Annotated in this window: 23 protein-coding genes; 8 read left to right on the top strand and 15 right to left on the bottom strand. The window is 28.6% G+C overall.

What is annotated here, in order from left to right; all coding sequences use genetic code 11:
• The first annotated feature begins 69 nt into the window (after positions 1 to 69).
• The 5 genes from MC378_RS02520 to MC378_RS02500 all read left to right on the top strand — a co-directional run bounded on the left by MC378_RS02520 (position 70) and on the right by MC378_RS02500 (position 6531).
• The gene (locus MC378_RS02520) at positions 70 to 825 is read left to right on the top strand and encodes a carboxypeptidase-like regulatory domain-containing protein (RefSeq protein WP_242177140.1); all 756 of its coding nucleotides are present in this window, start codon (positions 70 to 72) and stop codon (positions 823 to 825) included.
• A 30-nt stretch (positions 826 to 855) separates the two neighbouring features.
• Positions 856 to 1353, top strand: a complete 498-nt coding sequence (locus MC378_RS02515) for a DUF6702 family protein (RefSeq protein WP_242177139.1) — start codon at positions 856 to 858, stop codon at positions 1351 to 1353.
• A gap of 28 nt (positions 1354 to 1381) precedes the next feature.
• The gene (locus MC378_RS02510) at positions 1382 to 3511 is read left to right on the top strand and encodes a M1 family metallopeptidase (protein ID WP_242177138.1); all 2130 of its coding nucleotides are present in this window, start codon (positions 1382 to 1384) and stop codon (positions 3509 to 3511) included.
• A gap of 142 nt (positions 3512 to 3653) precedes the next feature.
• Complete coding sequence (locus tag MC378_RS02505) at positions 3654 to 5864, top strand: M1 family metallopeptidase (protein WP_242177137.1); 2211 nt, start codon at positions 3654 to 3656, stop codon at positions 5862 to 5864.
• A gap of 190 nt (positions 5865 to 6054) precedes the next feature.
• Positions 6055 to 6531 carry a hypothetical protein gene (locus MC378_RS02500; protein ID WP_242177136.1) on the top strand — a complete coding sequence of 159 codons (477 nt, stop codon included), beginning with the start codon at positions 6055 to 6057 and terminating at the stop codon, positions 6529 to 6531.
• On the opposite strand, the gene MC378_RS02495 is transcribed toward MC378_RS02500, so the two are convergent.
• Together MC378_RS02495 and MC378_RS02490 are read right to left on the bottom strand one after the other, a co-directional pair.
• The gene (locus tag MC378_RS02495) at positions 6528 to 7346 is read right to left on the bottom strand and encodes a lysophospholipid acyltransferase family protein (RefSeq protein WP_242177135.1); all 819 of its coding nucleotides are present in this window, start codon (positions 7344 to 7346) and stop codon (positions 6528 to 6530) included. The genes MC378_RS02500 and MC378_RS02495 overlap by 4 nt on opposite strands.
• Before the next feature lie 52 nt (positions 7347 to 7398).
• The gene (locus MC378_RS02490; RefSeq protein WP_242177134.1) at positions 7399 to 8025 is read right to left on the bottom strand and encodes an NUDIX hydrolase; all 627 of its coding nucleotides are present in this window, start codon (positions 8023 to 8025) and stop codon (positions 7399 to 7401) included.
• 93 nt (positions 8026 to 8118) lie between these two features.
• On the opposite strand from MC378_RS02490, the gene MC378_RS02485 reads away from it, so the two are divergent.
• On the top strand, positions 8119 to 8382 hold the full coding sequence (locus tag MC378_RS02485; RefSeq protein WP_242177133.1) for a hypothetical protein: 264 nt from the start codon (positions 8119 to 8121) through the stop codon (positions 8380 to 8382).
• Here MC378_RS02485 and MC378_RS02480 read toward each other — a convergent pair whose 3' ends face one another.
• From MC378_RS02480 to MC378_RS02450, 7 genes are all read right to left on the bottom strand, one after another.
• Positions 8383 to 8691: a DUF6787 family protein gene (locus tag MC378_RS02480; protein ID WP_242177132.1), complete on the bottom strand. Its 309-nt coding sequence runs from the start codon at positions 8689 to 8691 to the stop codon at positions 8383 to 8385.
• Between the two features lie 10 nt (positions 8692 to 8701).
• The gene (gene lgt / locus MC378_RS02475; RefSeq protein WP_242177131.1) at positions 8702 to 9535 is read right to left on the bottom strand and encodes a prolipoprotein diacylglyceryl transferase; all 834 of its coding nucleotides are present in this window, start codon (positions 9533 to 9535) and stop codon (positions 8702 to 8704) included.
• Positions 9536 to 9633: 98 nt separating this feature from the next.
• Complete coding sequence (gene yidD / locus MC378_RS02470; protein WP_242177130.1) at positions 9634 to 9867, bottom strand: membrane protein insertion efficiency factor YidD; 234 nt, start codon at positions 9865 to 9867, stop codon at positions 9634 to 9636.
• 1 nt (position 9868) lies between these two features.
• Positions 9869 to 11347 carry a cysteine--tRNA ligase gene (gene cysS, locus MC378_RS02465; protein ID WP_242177129.1) on the bottom strand — a complete coding sequence of 493 codons (1479 nt, stop codon included), beginning with the start codon at positions 11345 to 11347 and terminating at the stop codon, positions 9869 to 9871.
• Between the two features lie 100 nt (positions 11348 to 11447).
• Positions 11448 to 12800, bottom strand: coding sequence for a hypothetical protein (locus tag MC378_RS02460; protein ID WP_242177128.1), 1353 nt, complete (start codon positions 12798 to 12800; stop codon positions 11448 to 11450).
• Complete coding sequence (locus tag MC378_RS02455; RefSeq protein WP_242177127.1) at positions 12781 to 13362, bottom strand: hypothetical protein; 582 nt, start codon at positions 13360 to 13362, stop codon at positions 12781 to 12783. The genes MC378_RS02460 and MC378_RS02455 overlap by 20 nt, the downstream gene beginning before the upstream one ends.
• On the bottom strand, positions 13346 to 13903 hold the full coding sequence (locus MC378_RS02450) for an RNA polymerase sigma factor (RefSeq protein WP_242177126.1): 558 nt from the start codon (positions 13901 to 13903) through the stop codon (positions 13346 to 13348). Before MC378_RS02450 ends, MC378_RS02455 begins: the two co-directional genes overlap by 17 nt.
• Before the next feature lie 92 nt (positions 13904 to 13995).
• On the opposite strand from MC378_RS02450, the gene meaB reads away from it, so the two are divergent.
• Complete coding sequence (gene meaB / locus MC378_RS02445) at positions 13996 to 15063, top strand: methylmalonyl Co-A mutase-associated GTPase MeaB (RefSeq protein ID WP_242177125.1); 1068 nt, start codon at positions 13996 to 13998, stop codon at positions 15061 to 15063.
• Between the two features lie 13 nt (positions 15064 to 15076).
• Here meaB and MC378_RS02440 read toward each other — a convergent pair whose 3' ends face one another.
• The 4 genes from MC378_RS02440 to pheT are packed head-to-tail and all read right to left on the bottom strand — an operon-like array spanning position 15077 to position 19909.
• Positions 15077 to 15736, bottom strand: a complete 660-nt coding sequence (locus MC378_RS02440; RefSeq protein ID WP_242177287.1) for a class I SAM-dependent methyltransferase — start codon at positions 15734 to 15736, stop codon at positions 15077 to 15079.
• 29 nt (positions 15737 to 15765) lie between these two features.
• Positions 15766 to 16380 carry a LysE family translocator gene (locus MC378_RS02435; RefSeq protein ID WP_242177124.1) on the bottom strand — a complete coding sequence of 205 codons (615 nt, stop codon included), beginning with the start codon at positions 16378 to 16380 and terminating at the stop codon, positions 15766 to 15768.
• Between the two features lie 16 nt (positions 16381 to 16396).
• Positions 16397 to 17437: a quinone-dependent dihydroorotate dehydrogenase gene (locus MC378_RS02430; protein WP_242177123.1), complete on the bottom strand. Its 1041-nt coding sequence runs from the start codon at positions 17435 to 17437 to the stop codon at positions 16397 to 16399.
• A 45-nt stretch (positions 17438 to 17482) separates the two neighbouring features.
• The gene (gene pheT / locus MC378_RS02425) at positions 17483 to 19909 is read right to left on the bottom strand and encodes a phenylalanine--tRNA ligase subunit beta (protein ID WP_242177122.1); all 2427 of its coding nucleotides are present in this window, start codon (positions 19907 to 19909) and stop codon (positions 17483 to 17485) included.
• A 133-nt stretch (positions 19910 to 20042) separates the two neighbouring features.
• Between pheT and MC378_RS02420 the strand changes: the two genes are divergently transcribed.
• Positions 20043 to 22043, top strand: coding sequence for an LTA synthase family protein (locus MC378_RS02420; RefSeq protein ID WP_242177121.1), 2001 nt, complete (start codon positions 20043 to 20045; stop codon positions 22041 to 22043).
• Here MC378_RS02420 and MC378_RS02415 read toward each other — a convergent pair.
• Together MC378_RS02415 and MC378_RS02410 are read right to left on the bottom strand one after the other, a co-directional pair.
• Positions 22032 to 22592, bottom strand: a complete 561-nt coding sequence (locus MC378_RS02415) for a phosphatase PAP2 family protein (RefSeq protein WP_242177120.1) — start codon at positions 22590 to 22592, stop codon at positions 22032 to 22034. The genes MC378_RS02420 and MC378_RS02415 overlap by 12 nt on opposite strands.
• Position 22593: 1 nt before the next feature.
• Positions 22594 to 23751 carry a peptidylprolyl isomerase gene (locus MC378_RS02410; protein WP_242177119.1) on the bottom strand — a complete coding sequence of 386 codons (1158 nt, stop codon included), beginning with the start codon at positions 23749 to 23751 and terminating at the stop codon, positions 22594 to 22596.
• Positions 23752 to 23754 lie beyond the last annotated feature (3 nt).

Below are 23754 nucleotides of genomic sequence, written 5' to 3'. Positions count from 1 at the left end.
AATGACTCAAATATTTTTATGGTAAAAAAACTACTTTCTTTTTTTATTTACTTTCTTTTTATTTTAAATATGCTCTCACAAGAAAAGAGTAAAATAATTAGTGGAAAAGTATTAGATTCTATTGGCGCTGTAAAAAATGCCAATGTTGTAAATTTAAAAACAAATCAAGGAACTTTTTCTAATGAAAATGGTTTATTTAGAATATTTGTTTCTTTAGGAGATTCTTTAAGAGTTTCTTCTATACAGCACATCACTAAAACCATTGTAATTAAAAAATCTGATTTAAAAAATCATGAGTTTAATATTAAGCTTGTTTCTAATATTTATCAATTAGATGAATTTGAACTCAAAATACATAATTTATCGGGAAGATTAGGGATTGATGCAAAATCTGTCCCTACAGATCGAAAAGATTCATTATTAAACAGATTAATGGATTTTTCTAAAATAGACATGAAAGCTGCTGTAGCCGATGATTATATTGACAAACATGTAAGACCTCCAATAAACCAAACAGATCCTAATGCTTCCTTTTCAGGGGCTGGAGCTTCAGTTTCTATACCATTTAAATACTCAGAACGTTTATGGGCTTTACGTAAAGAATTAGCACATAGAAAATCATTCCCTTATAAAATACTTTCAGAACTTGGAGATAAATTTTTCTTTGATGAATTAAAAATTCCAATAGAAAAATATTTTCATTTCTTAGAATACTGTAATCCTTTAGGAATTGAAGATCTACACAAAAAAGGAAAATTATTAGAACTCATAGAAATTTTAAGAAGAGAAAGTATTTCTTATCATAAAATCATAAAAAATAACTAATTTGGCGCAATAATTGATTTTAACAATCACATGAAAAACAAAAAAATATTTCTACTTTTATTTATTATTCCAATATTATCTTTTACTACACATAAGTATTATTTAAGTTTAACTCAAATTAATTACAAGAGTGAAACCAAGTCAATTCAAATCATTATAAATGTTTTTATGGATGATATAGAAACGGCTTTAAACAAAAAATATAATATTGATTTACAACTAACAAGTGATAATGAACTAAAAAATAATGACGTATATTTTGAAAAATATTTAAATTCAAAATTACATTTTAAGGTAAATAACATTTCTAAAAAATATACTTATATTGGTAAAGAATACGATGGAGACTTAGTCTTTTTTTACTTAGAAATTGAAGACATCAAAGAAGTAAAAAATATAGAAATAAGTAATCAAATTTTAATGGATCAATTTCCACAACAAGAGAATTTAGTAAAATCTAAAGTGGGGAAAAAGCATAAAAGTGTTTTACTTACAAAAAAAGAGTTTTCAAGTACATTAACATATTAAATCAACAATTAACTACTAAAACGTAATTATGAAAAAAGTAGGATTCCTAGTCTTATCGCTATTCTTTATAGCAGCTTCAACTTTTGCTCAAAAAAGTAAAACAAAAGAAGGACATGTAAATCAAAATAAATTTAGGCAACTAAAGCAAGAATTACCAACTCCTAACTTACAAAGAACCGCTTCTGGAGCACCGGGTAAAGAATATACCCAACAGAAAGTTGATTATGTAATGGATATCAATTTAGATGATAACAAACAAAGAATTTCTGGAACTGAAACAATTACATATCACAACAACTCTGTAGATGAATTGACCTATTTATGGGTGCAATTAGATCAAAACATGAGAGCTTCAGATTCTAAAACTCCAGATATTCAATCTGGTAAAATGCCTAAAAAAATGAGCAAAGGAAGGTTTAATAATAGCTTTTCTGAAGAACCTTTTGATGGTGGTTTTAAAATTACAAGCGTAACAAATACTGATGGAAGTAAATTATCACATACGATCAATCAAACCATGATGCGTATTAATTTAGCAAAACCTTTAGCTTCTGGAGAAACTTTTAAATTTAATATTGCTTGGTGGTATAATATTAACAACCATAGAACACAAGGTGGTAGATCTGGTTTTGAACATTTTAAAGAAGATGGTAACAATAACTACGTAATTGCCCAGTTTTACCCTAGAATGTGTGTTTATGATAATGTAGAAGGTTGGCAAAATGGTCAATTTTGGGGAAGAAGCGAATTTGCTTTAGAGTTTGGAGATTTTACGGTAAACATTACAGTGCCTGCAGATCATATGCTAGGTGCAACCGGAGTTTTACAAAATGAGAATGACGTTTTATCTAAAAAAGAACAACAAAGATTAGCAAATGCAAGAAAAAGCTTTGACAATCCTATAGTTATTAGAACTCAAAAAGAAGCTATTAAAAATGAAAAAGGACGTTCTAAAAAAACTAAAACTTGGAAATTCTATGCAGAAAACGTAAGAGATTATGCATTTGCAACTTCAAGAAAATTTATTTGGGATGCAATGGCAGTAGATATTAACGGAAAAACTGTAATGGCATATTCTTTATATTCTAAAGAAGCAAATCCATTATACGGAGACCACTCTACAAGAGCAGTTGCACAAACCTTAAAAACTTATTCTAAATATACATTTGATTACCCTTATCACAAAGCAATATCTGTTGATGGACAAATGGGAATGGAATATCCACAAATTTGTTTCAACCCAGGAAGACCAAATCCAGACGGAACTTATTCTGATAGAACAAAATATAGAATGATCAAAGTTACCATTCATGAAGTAGGTCATAACTTCTTCCCAATGATTGTTAATTCTGATGAAAGACAGTGGACTTGGATGGATGAAGGATTAAATTCTTATATGGAAATGTTAGCAGAATTAGATTATGATAAAGATTTCCCTATAACAAGAGGTTATCCAAAAAATATTGTTAGATATATGGGAGGAGATCAATCTAAAATTGCCCCTATAATGTCTAAAGGTGATAATGTTTACAGTTTTGGAAACAATGCTTATGGGAAACCAGCTACAGCTTTATGGATCTTAAGAGAAACGATTATGGGAAAAGAACTATTTGACCATGCTTTTAAAACCTACGCTCAAAGATGGAAATTCAAACACCCGTCTCCTGCAGATTTCTTTAGAACTATGGAAGATGCTTCTGGGGTTGATTTAGATTGGTTTTGGAGAGGTTGGTTTTATACAACAGACGTAACAGATATTGGTATTAAAGGTGTTAAAAAGTTTTATACACAAAAAAACATAGATGAGTCTGTAAGTTTTATAGAAGACAAAACAAAAGGTTTAGCTTTTGGCGATAAAAAGAATAAAGACTCTAAATTTCATTATGAAATTACTTATAATAAACCAGGAGGATTGGTAATGCCTATAATTGTTGAGTTTACATATAAAGATGGTACCAAAGAAAGAAAAACATATCCAGCTCAAATTTGGAGATACAATGATGCTGAAGTAACAAAAGTATTTTCTTCTTCAAAAGAAATACAAAACATTGTTATAGATCCAGACCTAGAAACGGCAGATGTAGATACATCAAATAACAATTGGCCAAAACAACAAGCCAACAAATTTGATAAATTTAAAAAGAAAATAAAGGGATAAGCTTATTTATAAGTATATAGAAAAGGTAATATGCGTGCATATTACCTTTTTTTGATAAAGATTTGTTAAAATATTAACATTCTTTAACTAATTAGCTCACTAATTAGTAATTTACACCACATTTTAAACCAAATCAATACAAATGAAAAAAATCACTTTATTCGTATTTTCTCTATTCTTTGTAGCAACAGCTTCTTTTGCACAAGAAAAAAAGGATGAAAAGAAAACACAACAAGGACACACAGATCAAAACAAATTCAGACAAATGAAAGATGTTTTGGCAACTCCGAATGATCAACATGCAGCTTCAGGTGCACCAGGGCATCAATATACTCAACAAAAAGTTGATTATATAATGGACATTCGTTTAGAAGAAAATACAAATAAAATTTATGGTGATGAGACAATTACATATCATAATAATTCTAAAGATAATTTAGAATATTTATGGGTGCAATTAGACCAAAACATGAGAGCAGATGATTCAAAAACTCCTTTAGCAAAATCAGAAGGGGCTTCAGCATTTTTAACTCCAGACAACTTTAAAAGTAATTATATGAAAGAAGGTAAAGGCTTTGGTTTTCATATAGAAAAGGTAGAAAGTAACGGTACACCTTTATCTCATTTTATCAATAGAACAATGATGAGAGTAAACTTACCTAAGGCTTTAAAACCAGGAGAAACTTTTAAATTCAGAATTAAATGGAATTACAAAATTAACAATTCTGTAAAAGATGGAGGACGTTCTGGTTTTGAAGATTTTCCTGATGGAAACAACAACTATACAATTGCTCAATTCTTTCCAAGATTAGCCGTTTATAATAATGTAGAAGGATGGCAAAATATGCAATTCTGGGGAAGAAGTGAATTTGCTTTAGAATTTGGAGATTATGAAGTAAACTTAACTGTACCAGCAGATCATATTGTAGATGCAACTGGAGAATTACAAAACGAAAAAGATGTTTTAACAAAAACACAACGTAAACGTTTTGAAAAAGCTAGAAAAACTTTTGACAAACCTGTAATGATTGTAACACAAGCAGAAGCAGAAAAAAATGAAAAAGGACGTTCTACTAAAACAAAAACTTGGACCTTTAAAGCTAATAATGTAAGAGATTTTGCTTTTGCAACATCAAGAAAATATATTTGGGATGCCATGGCTGTTAATATCAACGGTAAATCTGTAATGGCAGTTTCTTTATATCCTAAAGAAGGAAATCCTTTATGGGAAGAGCACTCTACAAGAGTTGTAGCAAATACATTAGAAGAATATTCTAAATTAACATTCGATTATCCTTATCCTAAAGCAATTTCAGTTCATGCTAAAAACCAAGGAATGGAATATCCTATGATTTGTTTTAACTACGGTAGACCAAATCCTGATGGAACTTATTCTGACAGAGTTAAAAACGGCATGATTGGTGTAATTACACATGAAGTTGGGCATAACTTTTTTCCAATGATTGTTAATTCTGATGAAAGACAATGGACTTGGATGGATGAAGGTTTAAACTCTTTTGTTGAAATTTTAGCAGAATTAGATTACGACCCTAATTTTAACACAGGTAATTTACCAAAAGATATTGTACGTTATATGGGTGGAGATCAATCTAACATCTCTCCTATTATGTCTCAAGGAGATTATGTAAAACAATTTGGACCAAATGCTTATACGAAACCTGCAGCAGGATTGTATATGTTACGTCAAACCATTATGGGGCCAGATTTATTTGATCATGCATTTAGAACTTACTCTAAAAGATGGATGTTTAAACACCCAACTCCAGAAGATTTCTTTAGATCTATGGAAGATGCTTCTGGTATGGATTTAGATTGGTTTTGGAGAGGATGGTTTTACACCACAGATGTAACTGATATTGGAATTAAAGATGTGAAACCATTATATTTAACAGACAAACCAAGTCAAAGAATTGCAGACATCATTAAAAGTAACCCAAGAGCTAAAGCTTATTTTGAAGGTTTAGGAGACTTAGTTTACATCACTGATAAAAAAGAAGATGCCAATGCAAAAGCAATGGATAAATATACTAATGGTAAAGAAGTGCCTTCATATATTTATTCTGTTGAATTTAACAAACCTGGAGGATTGGTTATGCCAATTATTGTTGAATTAACGTATGCAGATGGTTCTAAAGAAAAAATCACCTATCCAGCACAAGTTTGGATGAAAAATGATAACTCTGTGAAAAAAGTTTTTGCTTCTACACAAGAAATTAAGAGTATTAAAGTAGATCCAGATTTAGAAACTGCAGATGTAGATACTTCTAATAACAGTTGGCCAAAGAAAGAGGCTGATAAATTTGATAAATTTAAAAACAAAGTAAAAGAATAAAAATTCTTTTACTTAATAATATTTAAAGCCTCGATTTTTCGAGGCTTTAAATATTATATATAATAAATAAAATACCTGTAACTAAATATTATTTATTATCTTTAGGTGACATAAATTCAACTAAGTTTTGAAAACAATTAAGAAAAACTCCCCCCTCTTTTTCTTACTACTACTTCTTTGTAGTAGTACTATGTATTCACAAAAATCATTAAACATCTCTTTACATCAAGACTTTAAATTATTTGCTTTTGGCGATAAATTAGGTAATAATGCCGGAACATTAGATCTAATTTCTAGAGTTAAATATGAAAGTAAACAGCAAAAAATAGGCTATTTTGTTTATGGTGTAGAATTTGAAAAAGCAAATATTAATAACCATTTTTATAGATATGGAGGTTTAGTAGGTTACTCTTTCAATAAAATTCTAAATAACACCAAATTATATCTATCTCCAACTATTGGATATGGAGCCATTAAAAGAAATAATGTTAATTGTCCCAGTTGGTCTAGCTCATTGCAAGCAGCCTATAAATTAAGTAAAATCATTAAAATAAGCAGTCTCTTTCAATTTACAGAAAGAACCGATTTATATGAATTACATGGATTAAGAGAAATTAGATATAGTTTTTTTGTAGGTGTAGAAATTAACCTATTTAAATTTAATTAAGAATTCCAAAACTTACGTTTATTATTTAGTTCTTCTTCCTCTTTAGTTAATTTCTCTAATTCTTTTACAGATAATACCTTTAAAAATGAAGGATGCTGTTCAATAGCATACTCAATTTTTGTTACAATATCTGCAACTTCATCATTTTCATAATCTATGTCCAAAGGTTCTTTTATCACCATAGATTGCAAAACATTACGTTTTTTAATATTCAAACCTTTTTTATCAAAAGAACGTCTAAATCCGTCTATAACAATAGGAACTACAATTGGTTTATAAGTTTTAATAATATGAGCTGTACCTCTTCTAATAGGCTTAAAAGGAGTAGTTGTTCCTTGAGGAAACGTAATTACCCAACCATCTTTTATAGCCTTTCCAATATTAGAAATATCAGAATTTTTTACTTGCCTGTTCACATTTTTACCTGCACTTCTCCATGTTCTATCAATAGATACAGAACCTGCATATGCAAATATTTTAGGTAAAAGTCCCGATTTCATAGTTTCACCCGCAGCCACAAAATAAATATTTAATTTAGGGTTCCAAATATACCCCACATTCTTAATAGAGTCATCTCTACCACTTAAAGCAGCATTAAAAACATGAAACATTGCAGCTACATCTGCAAAATAAGTTTGATGGTTAGAAATAAACAGTACATTTCTATCGGGTAATGACCTTAAAATGTCAGAACCTTCTATTTGTAAATTATTAAATTTTCGATATCTTCCGTGAGAAATAAGTCCAAAAATTCTAATGATCATTTTTTTTAAAAATAGGATATGACCAAAAGGATTCCTTTTAAATAAGGGCATTAGTATTCGTTTTTACTTGATTAACAAATTTACAAAACAATTTAATAAGATACTATTTTAATAGTTCTTTAATTTCCGATAACATCATGGCTGTAGCACCCCAAACGATATAATTATGAAATTTAAAACAAGGAACATCCACCTCTTTCATATAAGATGTTGTCATAGAGACTGAAGTAATATTTTTATCATTAAGTAAATCTTTTAATGAAACTTCAATTACTTCTGCAACTTCATGGTTTAAAATTAAGTTTGGTTTTTCTTCTACATACCCCATAAAAGGCGTTGCTAAAAAATTACTCGGAGGAATATAAACATCTGTTAATTCTCTGATAATAGTTACCGAAGATGCCTCTATTCCAACCTCTTCAAATGTTTCTCTTAAGGCTGTATCTTCTAAATTTCTGTCATTTTTTTCAATCTTACCTCCAGGAAAACTAATTTGTGCAGAATGAGTTCCTTTATAGCTAGCTCTTAGGGTTAGTAAAAAACACATTTCGTTTTTACTATTTGGATAAAAAAGAGATAAAACAGCTGCTTTTTTAGGCATACGTGCCGTAATTTTTTCTTGGCTATATTGCAAACGCAACTTAGGAGCCAATTTAAATTGTGCATCTAAACCACCTAAGTTTAAACTTTTCAACTCATCAATCTTATTTTTAAAATCTAATAATTTCATTCTGAATTGTTACTTTTAACAAACATATTAATTTCTAATACAAAATTATATTTTTTGGCAAGAATTTTGATTTATACTTAGCAACAATAAAACATGAATAAAAAATATAAAAAATTAGCATTAAGTTTGATATTGGATACAATTGGCCTCATCCCTTTTATCGACCTTGTTTGGGCACCTCTTTCAGGATATTTAATGACCAAAATGTATAAGGGCACAAAGGGTAAAATTGCTGGTTTGATAAGCTTCTTAGAAGAAATTATTCCGTTTACTGACGTTATACCAACATTTACGATAATGTGGTTTTATACTTATGTTTTGAAACAAAAAGAAGTAGAAACGATAATAAAATTTTAATTACTCTTTTTTAAACAAAAAACCCAAACCTAATCTTCCTAAAAACTTTTTTTCAAACTCCCAAAAAAAATTGAACTGACCAAATAACCAGCCAACTATTGGTAAAGTCAATTGATAAATAGGAAAAATTAAGACAATCCTTAAAGGCCAATATAAAAATGGATGGATTGTTTCTGATGTGAGTCCTAAGAATAAAGTAACTGGTTTGGCAACCCAAGCAGCAAACGATCCATTAATTGCAAAAACAATAAAAATAGCAGTTAAAGCCCAATCGCTAGTAATATTCCAGCGTTGTTTAAGTTTTTCCATAGAAATAAATTTACTTTCTTGTTTTTTTAAACATTAACCAAAAACCAATTAAAATTAACGGAATACTTAAAACTTGTCCTGTATTAAGCGGACTAAAAAGCCATTCTTCTCCTCTTTTTTGAACTTGAGGTTCTTTAAAAAACTCTATAACAAAACGTAAAGACCACAAAACAACCATAAATAAACCAAAAAGAAATCCTGTTTGCTCTCTCTTTTTTGTTTTCCAAAATAAATACCACATTACAAAAAACAGAATTAAATAACTAAAAGCTTCATATAATTGAGTTGGATGTCTTGCAACATTACCAGCTTCTGTAGAAGCCTTAAAAATAACTCCAAAATTGCTTCCTGTTGGTTTTCCATATATTTCTGAATTGAAAAAATTTCCAAAACGGATAAAGAAACCAGCTAAAGCAACCATTATTGCTAATCTATCTAAAATAAATAGCCATGGTTTTTGTAAATGTTTTTTTGCATAAAAATATAAAGCAATCGGTATTCCTATAGCAGCACCGTGACTTGCAAAACCTGTATAACCTGTAAATTTCCAAGTACCATTAACTTGTTTAAAAGGTAAAATAATTTCTAGTAAATGGTTTTGATAATAGCCCCAACTATAAAAGAAAACATCTCCTAAACGCATACCAACCAACATAGAGACAAAGGTATACATAAACAAAATGTCTAGTTTTTCTATAGGAGTTTTATCTTCAATATATATTTTTTTCATTAATTTTAAACCGAGTAAAAACGCAGCTACAAACATTAAACTGTACCAACGAACAGTAAAAAAACCTAAATTAATTCCTATTGACGGATTCCATTCTATTGCTAAAAAACTCATATTTTTCTTATTCTATGTCTGGTCGAGCGCAGTCGAGACCTCATTATATAATGTGCTATTAAAAAATCACTCGACTGCGCTCGAGATGAAAATTTAATTTATTCTTTCTTTTCTGGAACAGGATCGTAACCACTTCCTCCCCAAGGATGACAACTAAATATTCTTTTTAACGCTAACCATCCTCCATAAAACAAACCATGTTTTTGCAAAGCTTCAATTGTATAATGAGAACAAGTTGGACTGTATCTACAAGTTGATGGTGTAAACGGTGATATTGCAGTTTGATAAAATCGAACCAATAAAATAAATGGATATGCTAAAATTTTTTTCAATCTAATTAATTGAAAAAGTTGTTCCTTCTCTACCATCTTTTAATTGAATTCCTAATGCAATTAATTCGTCTCTAATTTGGTCGGATAAAGCCCAGTCTTTATTTTCTCTAGCTTCTTTTCTTAACTTTATCAGCAACTCTACAACTCCATTAATTTTTCCTGAATTGTCTTGAAAACTTTCATTCATCAATCCTAAAACATCAAAAACAAAAGCATTAATTGTGGTTTTAAGTTCTTTTAAATCTTCTACTGTTAAACTTGCCTTATGCTCTTTTATTTGATTGATAACCTTTACAGCTTCAAATAAATGCGAAATTAAAATTGGCGTATTAAAATCGTCATTCATGGCAGCATAACAAGCAGCTTTCCATTCTTGAACATTAAAAGTAGATGTTTTACTTGCTTCTATCTTATCTAAGAAATTAACCGCTTCCATTAACTTAGCATGTCCTTTTTCTGAAGCTTCTAAAGCATCACCAGAAAAATCTAAAATACTTCTATAATTGGCTTGCATATTAAAGAAACGAACTACGCTTGCAGAAAATGGTTTGGGTAAAATAGTATTTTCTCCAGATAAAATTTCATTTGGTAAAATAAAATTTCCAGTAGATTTAGACATTCTTTGGCCATTTAAAGAAAGCATATTTGTGTGCATCCAATAATTTACTGGTTTTACACCACTGCAAGTTTTAGATTGTGCAATTTCACACTCGTGATGCGGGAATTTTAAATCCATTCCACCACCATGAATATCAAAACTTTCTCCTAAATATTTTGTACTCATTACAGAACATTCTAAATGCCAACCAGGGAAACCGTCTGACCAAGGAGAAGGCCAACGCATAATGTGGCGTTCATCGGCTTTTTTCCAAAGGGCAAAATCTTGTGGATTTTTCTTATCAGATTGTCCATCTAAAGTTCTTGTATTATTTAGTAAATCCTCTACCTTTCTTCCTGAAAGAATTCCGTAGTTTTCTTTTTTATTGTACTCATGTACATCAAAATATACAGAACCATTTACCTCATAAGCAAAACCTTTTTCTATGATTTCTTTAATCATTTCTATCTGTTCAACAATATGTCCTGTTGCTGTTGGTTCTATACTTGGTGGTAAAAAGTTGTAGTTTTTTAAAACATCATGAAAATCTACCGTGTAACGCTGTACAACTTCCATTGGTTCTATTTGCTCTAAACGTGCTTTTCTAGCAATTTTATCTTCACCTTCATCTGCATCGTTTACTAAATGGCCTGCATCGGTTATATTACGTACATAACGTACTTTATATCCTAAGTGTAATAAGTATCTAAACACTACATCAAAAAACATAAAAGTTCTTACATTTCCTAAATGTGCATTACTGTAGACTGTTGGACCACAAACGTACATACCTACGTATCCGTCTGTTATCGGTTTAAAATTCTCTTTTTTCTTCGTTAGAGAATTGTATATTTTAAGTTGATTTTCTTTGTAGCGTTCCATTAAAAAAAGTGACTATTTACAATCGATAAAGATAGGCACTTTAAAGAGAATAGCGAAATGGAATTTGTTAGAAGTTTCAGAAAAAAAGAGGAGAAAAAAATTATTTTATTACTATTTGGCTATAATCACCATTAACCTTTATTATGTTTTTATTTGAAGGATTTATATTTGAAATACCTGCTTTTTGATTATTTAACTTCACTTTATTTACATTGAATTTAAAATTACTAAGTACATCACCCAAGATAACTGTTGCATTAGATTGACTTAAATTTAGTACAAATTGTCCAAAATTTGGATTAAAACTATTGATTGTTAACTCGCCAAATTTATCAGAAATATGAACGTTTTCATTAATTTTAATAATCTTTACTCCTGATGAATTATTAGACAAAGTTGTATTTGTAACTGATGCAATTTTAGCATCAGTTACATTGTTTAGAAATAGTGTACAAGCATTTAAATTATTAATATTTACTGGAGAATAATTAATTGTCAACCTTCCTCCATTTAAATTATTAGCATCAAACGTACCATATTTTACACTACCTGAAGCAACCGTATTTGGTAATTTCACTTTACAATGACGTGTGTTTAAATTGAAAGTAGCAGTTTTAGGAACTTTAATTTCTAATCTTTTTTTGATTTTTATTTTCTTTCCATCAATCATTAAATCATTAGAACCTGATGAGAAATTAATTTTCATTTCTTTTAAATGTTCTTTTGCTTTAGCTAAGCTTTTTTTGATCTTTTCTTTGTCTATATATTTATATTCTAACTTTACTTTTGACAAACTTTTTTTCATTTGCTCTTTAGATTTCTCTAATTGTTCTTTCAATTTTTTCTGTTCAACAGACATTTTTTCTTTGAGTTCTTTGTACTTTTTACTCTTCTTAAAAGCCTCCCATTCTTTCTTAGATTTTATAGAAATTTTATCTCCATTGTGTTCCCATTCAAAAGAAAAATCGTCATCATCATTCATGTTTTTTTCTAAATCATCAAAATTGAAATCAAAGTTGAAATCAAAATCATAATCAAAATTCATTTCTGGAATTACAATTGAATCAAAATTAGATAATTGAATATCTGGAAAAGTAAAATCCATATCATTAAAGAAAATAAAATTATCATCAAACTCATGAGTATTGCTTCCTTTAGAAGTAATACTTACTTTACTTTTATTTCCTAAAGCTTCAAAGTTCCAGTTCTTAAAATATTTTTCGGCTTTTTCTTTAGATAAGCCTTCAATTTCTACAAATGCTTCTACTTGTACTTCATTTTTATCCCAAGTAGTTACATTAATATCTGTATTTGACGCATTAATTACTATTTCTACGTCTTTATTTACCTTAAAATTTTCTGTAAATTTTTTATCAAATTTCTGACCAAAGGTTGTTCCTAAGACACCAATTGCAATAAGTGTGATAACTCTTCTATATGACTTGTGTTTCATTTTGTTTTGTGTTTAATTTTTTAAGTTGTTTTAATTGTTTTCTCAAACGTTGTAACAGCTGTAAGCGTAATTGTAAATTACTAATTAATGCATCTATAGTAGCGTCATTAACTCCATTTGTATTGAGCTCTTTGGTTAATGATTTGTATTCTTTGGTTAATTCGGCAATCTTTAATAAATATCCATCTATCATATCTTTATTATCTTCCGATAGAACTAATTGACTAATTTCTAGATTGATACTATTTGTATAATAGGTTTCTATCGAATTAAATTCGGGAGAAATACTTCCTAAACTAATTTGTTTTATTTCTGATTTGTTTTTAGAATCTGTATTTTTAATTGGATTATCTTTATTATTTGATGGAGAAAACTGAACTGCCAAACTAATTAACAATACAATTGATGCCGCTATAGATAACCATTTGTAATTTTTCTTTTTAGGTTTTTGCTGATGAATTTCTTGCTGTAATAAATCTTCAAATTTCTTTGAATGATTTACAGATAATTCTATATTTTGTTCTTGATAATCTTTTAGTAAATCTCTAATATCCTTCTGCATAACTCGTAGTTTTTAATTTTTCTTTTAATATTTTTTTCCCTCTTAGTAAATGAGTTCTAGAAGTATTTTCTGTTATTTGTAATACTTCTGATATTTCTTGATGATCATAACCTTCTAACAAATAAAGTGTTAAAACCAATCTATATTTTTCTTTTAAATTATTTATTTCATTTATAATTTTATCAACAGACACTGTACACTCAACTTTCCAATCATCTTCATTTATTTTGGTTATTGTTTCTTCATTAATAGAAACTAATTTTAATTTGTTTTTCTTTAAATAATCGATACTTTGATTAATGACAATTCTTTTTAACCAAGCTCCAAAAGCAACTTCATTTTTATAAGTATTGATATTTTTAAACGCTTTTATAAATGCTTCTTGCATAATATCTTCAGCAATAAATCTATCTTTCACATATCTAAAAGCTACTAAGATCATGGCTTTACAATACAAATTATACAATTGCATTTGCGCTTTGCAATTGTTATTTTTGCATTTATCAATGATTGGTTGATGTATCTGTTTGGTTGATTTCATTGAAACTTTCTTGCTCTATAGACGACACATTTTTTAAGTTGTTGCAAAATGAGTGAATTTTTATTTCTAAATTTACATGATTTAATTTTATTATGAACAAAAAACCTTCTGCATTACATGAAAAAGATGGAGTTTCTCAGCCAGAAACTACCAATAAAAATTCTGCAGATAAAATAAAAATAAATAGAGCTAAACAAAATTCTGTTGAAGAATTTGTTTCAAAAATATTTGATGGAGACATTACTTTTCTAAGTAGAGCAATTACGTTGGTAGAAAGTACCAATGCTAAACATCAACAAAAAGCAAATCAAATTTTAGAACGTTGTTTACCACACGCAAATAATTCTGTAAGAATAGGAATTACTGGAGTTCCGGGTGTTGGTAAAAGTACTTTTATAGAAGCCTTTGGAAAACATTTAACCTCTACAGGAAAAAGAGTTGCTGTATTGGCCGTAGATCCTAGTAGCTCTGTTAATAAAGGTTCTATTTTAGGTGATAAAACTCGTATGGAGCAATTAGTTACTGATAAAAATGCCTTTATTAGACCTTCTCCTTCAGGAACTTCTTTAGGTGGAGTAGCTCAAAAAACGCGTGAAAGTATTATTCTGTGTGAAGCTGCAGGTTTTGACACTATTATTATTGAAACAGTTGGTGTCGGTCAATCAGAAACCGTTGTTCATTCTATGGTTGATTTCTTTTTATTACTAAAATTAGCTGGTGCTGGAGATGAACTACAAGGTATAAAACGAGGAATTATTGAAATGGCAGACGCGATTGTAATTAACAAAGCTGACGGTGATAATGAGAAAAATGCAAAAATTGCCAAAGTAGAATTTAATAGAGCTTTACATTTATATCCTATAAAAGAAAGTAAATGGCATCCAAAAGTACTTATTGCAAGTGCTTTACACAATTTAGGTATTAAAGAAATTGAAATAATGGTTACTGATTACGTTGCTTTAACCAAAAAGAACAATTACTTCAACTACAAAAGAAATGCCCAAAATAAATATTGGTTATTAGCAACAATTGAACAACAATTGAAGGATAATTTTTATCAGAATCCAAAAATTAAAAATGCTTTAGCAATAGAAATTAACAATTTAAAAAAAGGCACCACAACTCCTTTTAGTGCTGCTAAAAAATTGTTAGAATTGTAATCTTAGTTTAATTTTAAAAAATAGTATAAAGTGTAGTTACAATAGTTCCTTTACCATCACTTAAATCAGTAGATAGTAGTTGTTTTTCTTCTATTACTTTAAGATTAAATGGAGGTTTTAATATATTGATACCACTTTGTTTTTTTAATCTAATTCCCTGTCCTGAAATAATATCTTTATTGGCTATAAAATCTCCTTTAGGTAAATGTTCTGTTAAAATAACATACTTATAATCCGATAATTTATTTACGATGTTTTTTACTTCTGCATTTGATAAATGTTGAAGTACTTGCCTCAATATTATACAATCTCCAGAAGGCAACTTGTCTACTGAAATATCTAAACAATAAAACTCTAAATTATGCGCTTTAAATCTTTCTTTATTATATTCTATAAGATCTTTTACAATATCTACAGCCACATACTTCTTACTATATTTTACCAACTCTTTTCCTATATTAAAATCTCCACAACCTAAATCACAGATATTTAATGGTGTTTTTAATGATGTAAAAAATGATGTTATAACACTTATATACGGATTTACAATTTCAAGTTGATGAGAGCCATCACCAGAGTAAAAATTAGATTTATCATCACCCCAAAGTTTCATTTTATAAACCTGTTCCATGGCATCTTTTGTTGGCCAAGGTTTTTTAATTTTTTCTTTCATCATTATAAATACTGCATAATAGATAAATGTTAAATCAAAATTAGTGCTGATATTGCAATAAAAACAACTATTTGCATCCACTTTAAATAAACTCCTGCTTTTTTATTTTGTTTGATATAAACAGATATACTACCAGCTAAAATGGCAATTGAAGAAAAGATAATAGAAGAAACCAATATAAATAATCCTCCTAAAATGTAAAATTGCACTATTGTAGAAATTGTTTCTGAAAACAAAAATTGAGGAAAAAATGCCAAGAAAAAAATAGTAACTTTTGGATTTAAAACATTCATTAAAAATCCTGTTTTAAATAATTGTGTGGTTGTTTTTTTTTGGACATTTTCTGTAGAAAAAGTAATATTAGCATCACTTTTATACACTTTATAAGCTAAAAACAACAAATAACTTGCTCCGAATAATTTAATAATAAAGAAAATATTAGGGCTTTCTTTTAACAAAGTTGAGACGCCAAAAGCAACCAAAGTGGTATGAATTAAACAACCAGACATTAATCCAAAAACAGTTGCTAATCCATATTTTTTCCCATTTACAATACTTTGCACTAAAACAAAAATATTATCTGGTCCTGGAGAAAATGACAAAATAGCCGTAGCAACTATAAAAGATATCAGATTTTCTATCATATATTTTTTATTGCTTTTACTTTGAAAGTCTATGTAAGATTGCTTTATTAATCTTCTTCACTAAACTAGGTCCCTCATAAATAAACCCTGTATAAATTTGTACTAAGTCTGCACCAGCATTTAATTTTTCTAAAGCATCTTCTGCAGAATGTATTCCTCCTACTCCTATTATTGGAAAAGATTTATTAGAATTATCAGCTAAATACTTAATAACTTTAGTACTTTGTTTCTTTATGGGTTGTCCACTTACACCACCGTTCCCGATTTCTTGTAAGCGTTCTTTAGAAGTTTTTAAATTATCTCTATTTGTAGATGTATTAGAAGCAATAACTCCATCTATTTTTGTTTCTGCAACTAACTCAATAATTTCATCTAATTGAAGATTGTTTAAATCTGGAGCAATTTTTAATAAAATCGGTTTCTGCTTTTCTTCTTTATTATTTAATTTTTGAACAGCAGAAATTAATTCTATTAAATAATCTTTATCATTTAGTTTTGCATGACTTCCAACATTTGGACAACTAACATTTAATACAAAATAATCTACATAAGAATGAAGAGCTGTAAATACCTCACAATAGTCTTTTGTGTAATTTTCTATTTTGGTTGTGGTATTCTTTCCTAAATTTCCTCCAATAATAACTTTGCCTTTGTTTTTTTTTAGATTGTTTATTGCTGCTTCAATTCCGTCATTATTAAATCCCATTCTATTGATAATTCCTTCATCTTTTTTTAAACGAAATAATCTTTTTTTAGGATTACCAACTTGTCCTTTAGGAGTAACTGTACCAATTTCTATAAAACCAAAACCAAAGTTTGCTAATTCATTATATAATACTGCATTTTTATCGAAACCTGCAGCTAAACCAACAGGATTTTTAAATGTAATTCCGAATAATTTTCTTTCTAGTTTTTTATCATTTACCAAATATAAACTTCTAAAAATTGAAGTTATAAAAGGGATTTTAGATAAAAAACGAATGAAAGAAAAAGTAAAATAATGTACTTTTTCTGGATCGAATAAAAATAAAATGGGCCGTATTATAATTTTGTACATAATTGTCAAATATAAAAAAAGCTCCAATTAATTGGAGCTTTTAAATTATCTTAAAACAGCATCTAAATTCTTTTCGAATGTCTGCTGTAATTTCTGCATTATTTTATCTATTTGCTTATCTGCAAGTGTTTTAGTTTCATCTTGTAATAAGAAACTTACAGCATAAGATTTTTTACCTTCAGGTAAATTTTCACCTTCATAGACATCAAATAAATCTACTTCTTTTAGTAAGTTTTTCTCTGATTGAAATGCTAAATTGTATACTTCCTTAAACTCTACCTTAGCATCTAATAATAGAGCTAAATCACGTTTTACTGCAGGAAATTTTTGTAATTCGGAAACTGTTAATTTTTTATTTCCTGTTAATTTTAAAATAGTATCCCAATTAAAATCGGCAAAAAGAACTTCTTGTTTAATACCAAATTCTTTTAAAACAGTACGTTTTACAACTCCTAATTCTACCAATTTAATTTTACCCAAACTCAATGTTATTCCTTCTGAAAAAACATCTAATTTTGTAGGTGTTGTTTTAAATTTATCAATACCAAGTCTACTTAATAAAGAAGTTACAATTCCTTTTATATAAAAGAAATCAGATTTTTTTGTAGCAGTTTGCCAGCTATCTTTTGTTCTATTTCCAGTAACAAAAAGTGTTAAATGCTTATCTTCTTGGTATTTTTCAGCGTATTTATGATACGTTTTACCAAATTCATAAAACTTTAAAGAATTATTTTTTCTATTTATATTATAAGCTACAGACTCTAAACCGCTAAACAATAAGGATTGTCTCAGCACTTTTAAATCATTACTTAACGGATTTAGCATTTCTACATTAGCTTCTTCATTAAGATTTTCTGACAAGCTTGTATATTCTGGTTTGGTTAATGAATTTGCCATTGTTTCATTAAAACCTAAAGCACTTAATTGGTTAGCAATAACGTTTTCTATCTTAGTTTCTTTATTAGAATCAAATGATATTGATGTATTTAATTTATGAGAAAACTTAATATTATTGTAACCATATACTCTTAAGATTTCTTCAATAATATCTGCTTCTCGTTGTACATCTGTTCTATACGAAGGTATTGTTAAACCTAAACCTCCTTCTGTTTCGCTATTGATTTTAATTTCAAGTGAAGCTAAAATATTCTTAATGGTATCTTTAGGAATTTCTTGACCAATTAATCTATAAGCATTATCATAAGATAAAAACACTTGAAAATCTTCTAATTTTTCTGGATAAAAATCAGAAATATCTGAAGCCATTTTACCACCTGAATATTCTTCTATCAATAAAGCAGCGCGTTTTAAAGCGTATTCTGTCATATTAATATCAATTCCACGTTCAAAACGAAAAGATGCGTCTGTATTTAAAGCATGTCTTTTAGCCGTTTTTCTAACAGAAACAGGGTTAAAATAAGCACTTTCTAAAAAGATTGAAGTTGTATTTTCTGTAACTCCAGATTTCAATCCACCAAAAACACCACCAATACAAAGTGGATTAGAATCGGCATCACAAATCATAATATCTTCAGAAGATAATTCTCTTTCTACTTCATCTAAAGAAGTAAATTTTGTACCTTCTTCCAACGTTTTTACTATAATTTTATTCCCTTTAATTTTCTGAGTATCAAAAGCATGCAAAGGTTGTCCAACTTCATGCATCACATAGTTTGTGATATCGACAATATTATTTTTTGGTGTAATACCTATTGCTTTTAACCTATTTTTAATCCATTCTGGTGAGCCTTTTACTTCAACATCAATAATGGTGATTCCACAATAACGAGGAACCAATTCTTTATTTTCAATTTCAACATCAAAACGTAAAACTCTTTCATCTACATGAAAATCACTAACAGAAGGAGAAATTAATTCTAATTTTATATCTTTTTGAATTAACCCTGCACGTAAATCTCTTGCAACGCCAAAATGACTCATTGCATCAGATCTATTAGGAGTTAAACCAATTTCAAATATTTGATCTATCTCTATATTAAAAACTTTAGCAGCAGGAGTTCCTACTTCTAAAGCTTCATCAAGAATCATAATTCCATCATGACCTTTACCTAAACCCAACTCGTCCTCGGCGCAAATCATCCCAAAACTTTCTTCTCCTCTAATTTTACCTTTTTTGATTTTAAAACCTTCTCCTTTATCATCATATAGAGTTGTTCCAATTGTTGCCACTGGTACTTTTTGACCAGATGCTACATTTGGAGCACCACAAACAATTTGTACAGGTTCATCAGCTCCTAAATCTACTGTAGTTATTTTTAATCTATCTGCATTTGGATGTTGCACACAAGTTAAAACTTTACCAACAACAATTCCTTGTAAACTTCCTTTAATAGATTCTTTGGTTTCAATTCCTTCTACTTCCAATCCTAAATCGGTTAACAATTCTCCAGTTTTGGTTGCATCCCAATCTGTTTGTAAAAATTGCTTTAGCCAATTGTATGATATTTTCATATTCTCTTTTTGAGGTTTTCAGCCACAAATTTACTGAATTTTATGTTTTTTAAAGTCATTTTTAATTTAAAAAACGATGCATAATTCAATATAGTCTAAAATTAAATACCTTTGCTTTTAGAATTAAAGATACATGTTTAAAAAAATTCCTAATTATGTGAAATACATTTTTACAAATGTATTTTTCTTGTTTGTTTATATATTTATATTTAGAGTACTATTCTATTACCTTTTTGCACAATTAGAGAATGTTACTTCTTCTGAAATTAAAACCGCTTTTTTACTTGGTTTTCGGTTTGATATAAAGTTAGCAGTTATGACTTTCTTTCCTATTGCAATCTTTATATTGATTACAAATTACAAATTCTTTAAACGAAAAATATATCAAAAAATAGCAACATTTTATTTAGTATTAGCTTACCTAATTCTTACCTTATTCTTTTTATTTGATTTTGGTTATTATGATTATTTAAGTATCCGTTTAGATGCTTCATCGCTTCGATTTTTAAGCAATATTGGAATTTCTAGTGAAGTACTTATAGAAAGTTATCCTGTTTATAAAGGAGTTTTTGCTCTTTTAGTTTTATGTTTTTTAATTTATAAATTTTCTAATTTTCTCTTTAATAGGTATAAAAATCAGTTAAATACTTTTAACAAAAAAATTAAAGCTATTTATTTTGCAGCTACATTTTTATTACTTTCTTTCGGAATCTACAATAGTTTTACACACTACCCTTTACGTTGGAGCGAAGCTTTTTTCTCTAAAAACAATGCTGTAAACCAGTTTTCTTTAAATCCGGTTTTATACTTTTTTGATAGTTTTGCATACAGAAGTGAAGGCGTAAATATGGATGAATTTAATACATATTACCCTGTAATTGCCAAACATTTAGGTTTACCAAAAGATTCCGTTTCTTTTGAAAGAAAAGTTGTTTTTGATTCTACTTATACAAAAAAACCAAATATTGTTATTGTAATGATGGAGTCTGTTGGTGTTAAACCAATTAGTTATTATGGAAACCCAATTAAAACAACACCTAATCTAGATTCAATTATTAAAAGTAGCGTTAGTTTTTCTAATTTTTATGTTCATAAATCAGGAACAGCTGCCAGTGTTTTTGCAAGTGTTACAGGCTTACCTGATATAGAAAATGTAAGAACTGCCTCTAGAAACCCTTTGATTATAGATCAGCGAATTTTATTCGATCAATTTACGGGGTATGAAAAATTATATTTTTTAGGTGGAAGTGCAAATTGGGCAAACATTAGAGGTATTTTTCAATCAAATATAAAACAACTACAGATTTTTGAAGAAGGAAGTTATAAAACTGAAAAAAGAGCTGATGTTTGGGGAATTGATGATTATGAACTATTTAAAGAATCAAATAAAGAACTCGAAAAACTTTCAAAACAAGAAAAACCTTTTATCGCATATATTCAAACGGCTTCTAACCATATGCCCTTTACAGTCCCCGATACAAAAGAGAGTTACAAACCTTTAAAGGATGATGAGATTTCATCAGATTTATTAAAAAAATCTGGATTTAAATCTGTTGCACAATTAAATGCTTTAAGATATTTGGATTTTAATATTGGACGATTTTTAGAACGTGCAAAAACTTCAGGATATTATGATAATACTATTTTTGTCTTTTTTGGAGACCATAATACAGCTATGAAAAGAACAGATTTGTTTCCAAAAGAATATGATTTAAATATTCAACTACAACATGTTCCGTTTTTAATTCATGCGCCAAAATATATAAAACCCAAAGTTATTTCAAATACAGGTAAGCTCATCGATTTATTTCCTACTGTAGCTAGTTTAGCCAAAATTAACCATACAAATTATACTTTAGGAAGCAATTTACTAGATTCAACAAATATTAAAGATGTAGGTTTTGTTTACCTAAAGACCAAAGGAGAACCTGCTGTAGGTTTAATAAAAGATAGTTTATATCTAAATAAAACCATGGTTACCAATACATTAGGTTTATATAATTTAAAAGAAAAAGAATTAATAGATCTAAAAGAAAAATATCCTCTTTTAACTAAGAAAATGGATAGCCTATTATCTGCATATTATCATTCAACAAAATATTTATACTTTAATAATAAAAAATTAAGCGAATAGTTTTCTATCCGCTATTTTATAAAGTTGATAATAAATATTTGCAAATAAAATTCCTATTAAGATTCCTACAGAAATATCAATTGGAAAATGAACTCCTAAGTACAATCTACTATAAGAAAAAATTAAAGGGAACAATAAAATTAAGTAGATGTACTTAAATTTATCTTTTAATAAAAGAACTACAAATACAGAGAAAAAAGTAGATGTGGTTGCATGACCAGACATAAAACTAAAACTCTGAGGTTTTATAAAAGTTCTTAATAAATGTTTTATTTCTGGATCGTTATTGGGTCTAATTCTCTCTACCGAATTTTTAATTAAATTGGTAAATTGATCTGAAAAAGCAACTAACAATATCATTGCTAAAATTGCAAAACCGCCACGTTTCCAACCCAAAGATTTAATCACTAAATAAAAAACAAGAAGAAACAATGGGGTCCAATATAATTGTTTAGTAATTACTAACCAAAGTGAATCCCATTGCTCGTTTCCTAAATTATTTAAAAAGATAAGAAGTTCTTTATCTAAATGTATGATTGTGTCTACCAAATTACTTTCCTATTTTTAGAACTTCAACTTCAAAAACTAAATCTGATTTTGCTGGAAAAGGACCATATTTAGCTTCTCCAAAACCGATGTTATAAGGAATAAACAATCTGGCTTTTTCTCCTTCTCTCATCAACAAAACACCTTCTTTAAAACCAGTAATCATTGGTTTTTCCTTATCATTGAGTTGAAAAACAAATGGTTTTGCTCCTGGATCGTTAGTCGATTGAATTTTCTTACCGTTTGCTGTATACAACGTAAAGTTTGTCGTAATAGGTTGATTGTCTACTACTTTTTTTCCTTTGGTTGTTTTTAACTTTAAAATTCTAAGTCCAGTACCAGTTTTAATCGCTTGCTCTTCATTCATTTCAGATAAAAACTTTTTCTTATCTTCTAAATACTTAGCATATCTAGCTACTTCTGCAGCTTTATTAGCTTCTAACCTTTCTCTAGTAGACTCACTAAACTTAACCAATTCTTTATCAAAAACTTCTCCTGCATTAAAACTCTTAGCTTTAGGCCCTATTCTAATAATATGAATTGTTTTAATTGTATCTTTTTCAACAATTTTATTTACAACAGACATTCTAATAGAGTCAATCGCTTTTTTTAATCTATTGGTTTCTTTAAATTTAGTTTTTAAAGCTTTTAATTCTATCGAGTTTACGATTGTTTTACCAAAAACAGAATGTTTACCATCTAAATGAGGAATTGCTCGATGTGTAATAAAAAACTGACTCCCATTGGTGCTTACACTTCCGTTTGCCATAGACAATACACCTGCATCGTCGTGTTTATAAATTAAATTCCCTGTAGAATCTTTAGGAAATTCACTTCCAAATTTGTACCCAGGTCCTCCTCTACCATTTGCAAGCGGATCACCTCCTTGTATTACAAAGTTAGGAACAACTCTATGAAAAGTAAGTCCATCATAATAGGGTTTCCCCTTAAGAGAGTCCGTGACTTTATTATTTGTTCCTTCTGCTAAAGAAACAAAGTTAGCAACTGTCATTGGAACTTTCTCTGGATACAATTCTAAAAGAATATCTCCTTTATTAGTTTGTATTTCTGCATACAACCCCTCTTTTAGGTTCTCGTATTTAGCAGAACTGCAGCTACTAAAAATAATTGCTGCAGTTATAAGATATATTACTTTCTTCATTTA

The sequence above is a fragment of the Polaribacter marinus genome, from assembly GCF_022662535.1.
In the GTDB taxonomy this organism is placed as follows: domain Bacteria; phylum Bacteroidota; class Bacteroidia; order Flavobacteriales; family Flavobacteriaceae; genus Polaribacter; species Polaribacter marinus.
The sequence above is the reverse complement of the archived record's forward strand: the minus strand, read 5'-3'. Positions and strand labels throughout refer to the sequence as shown.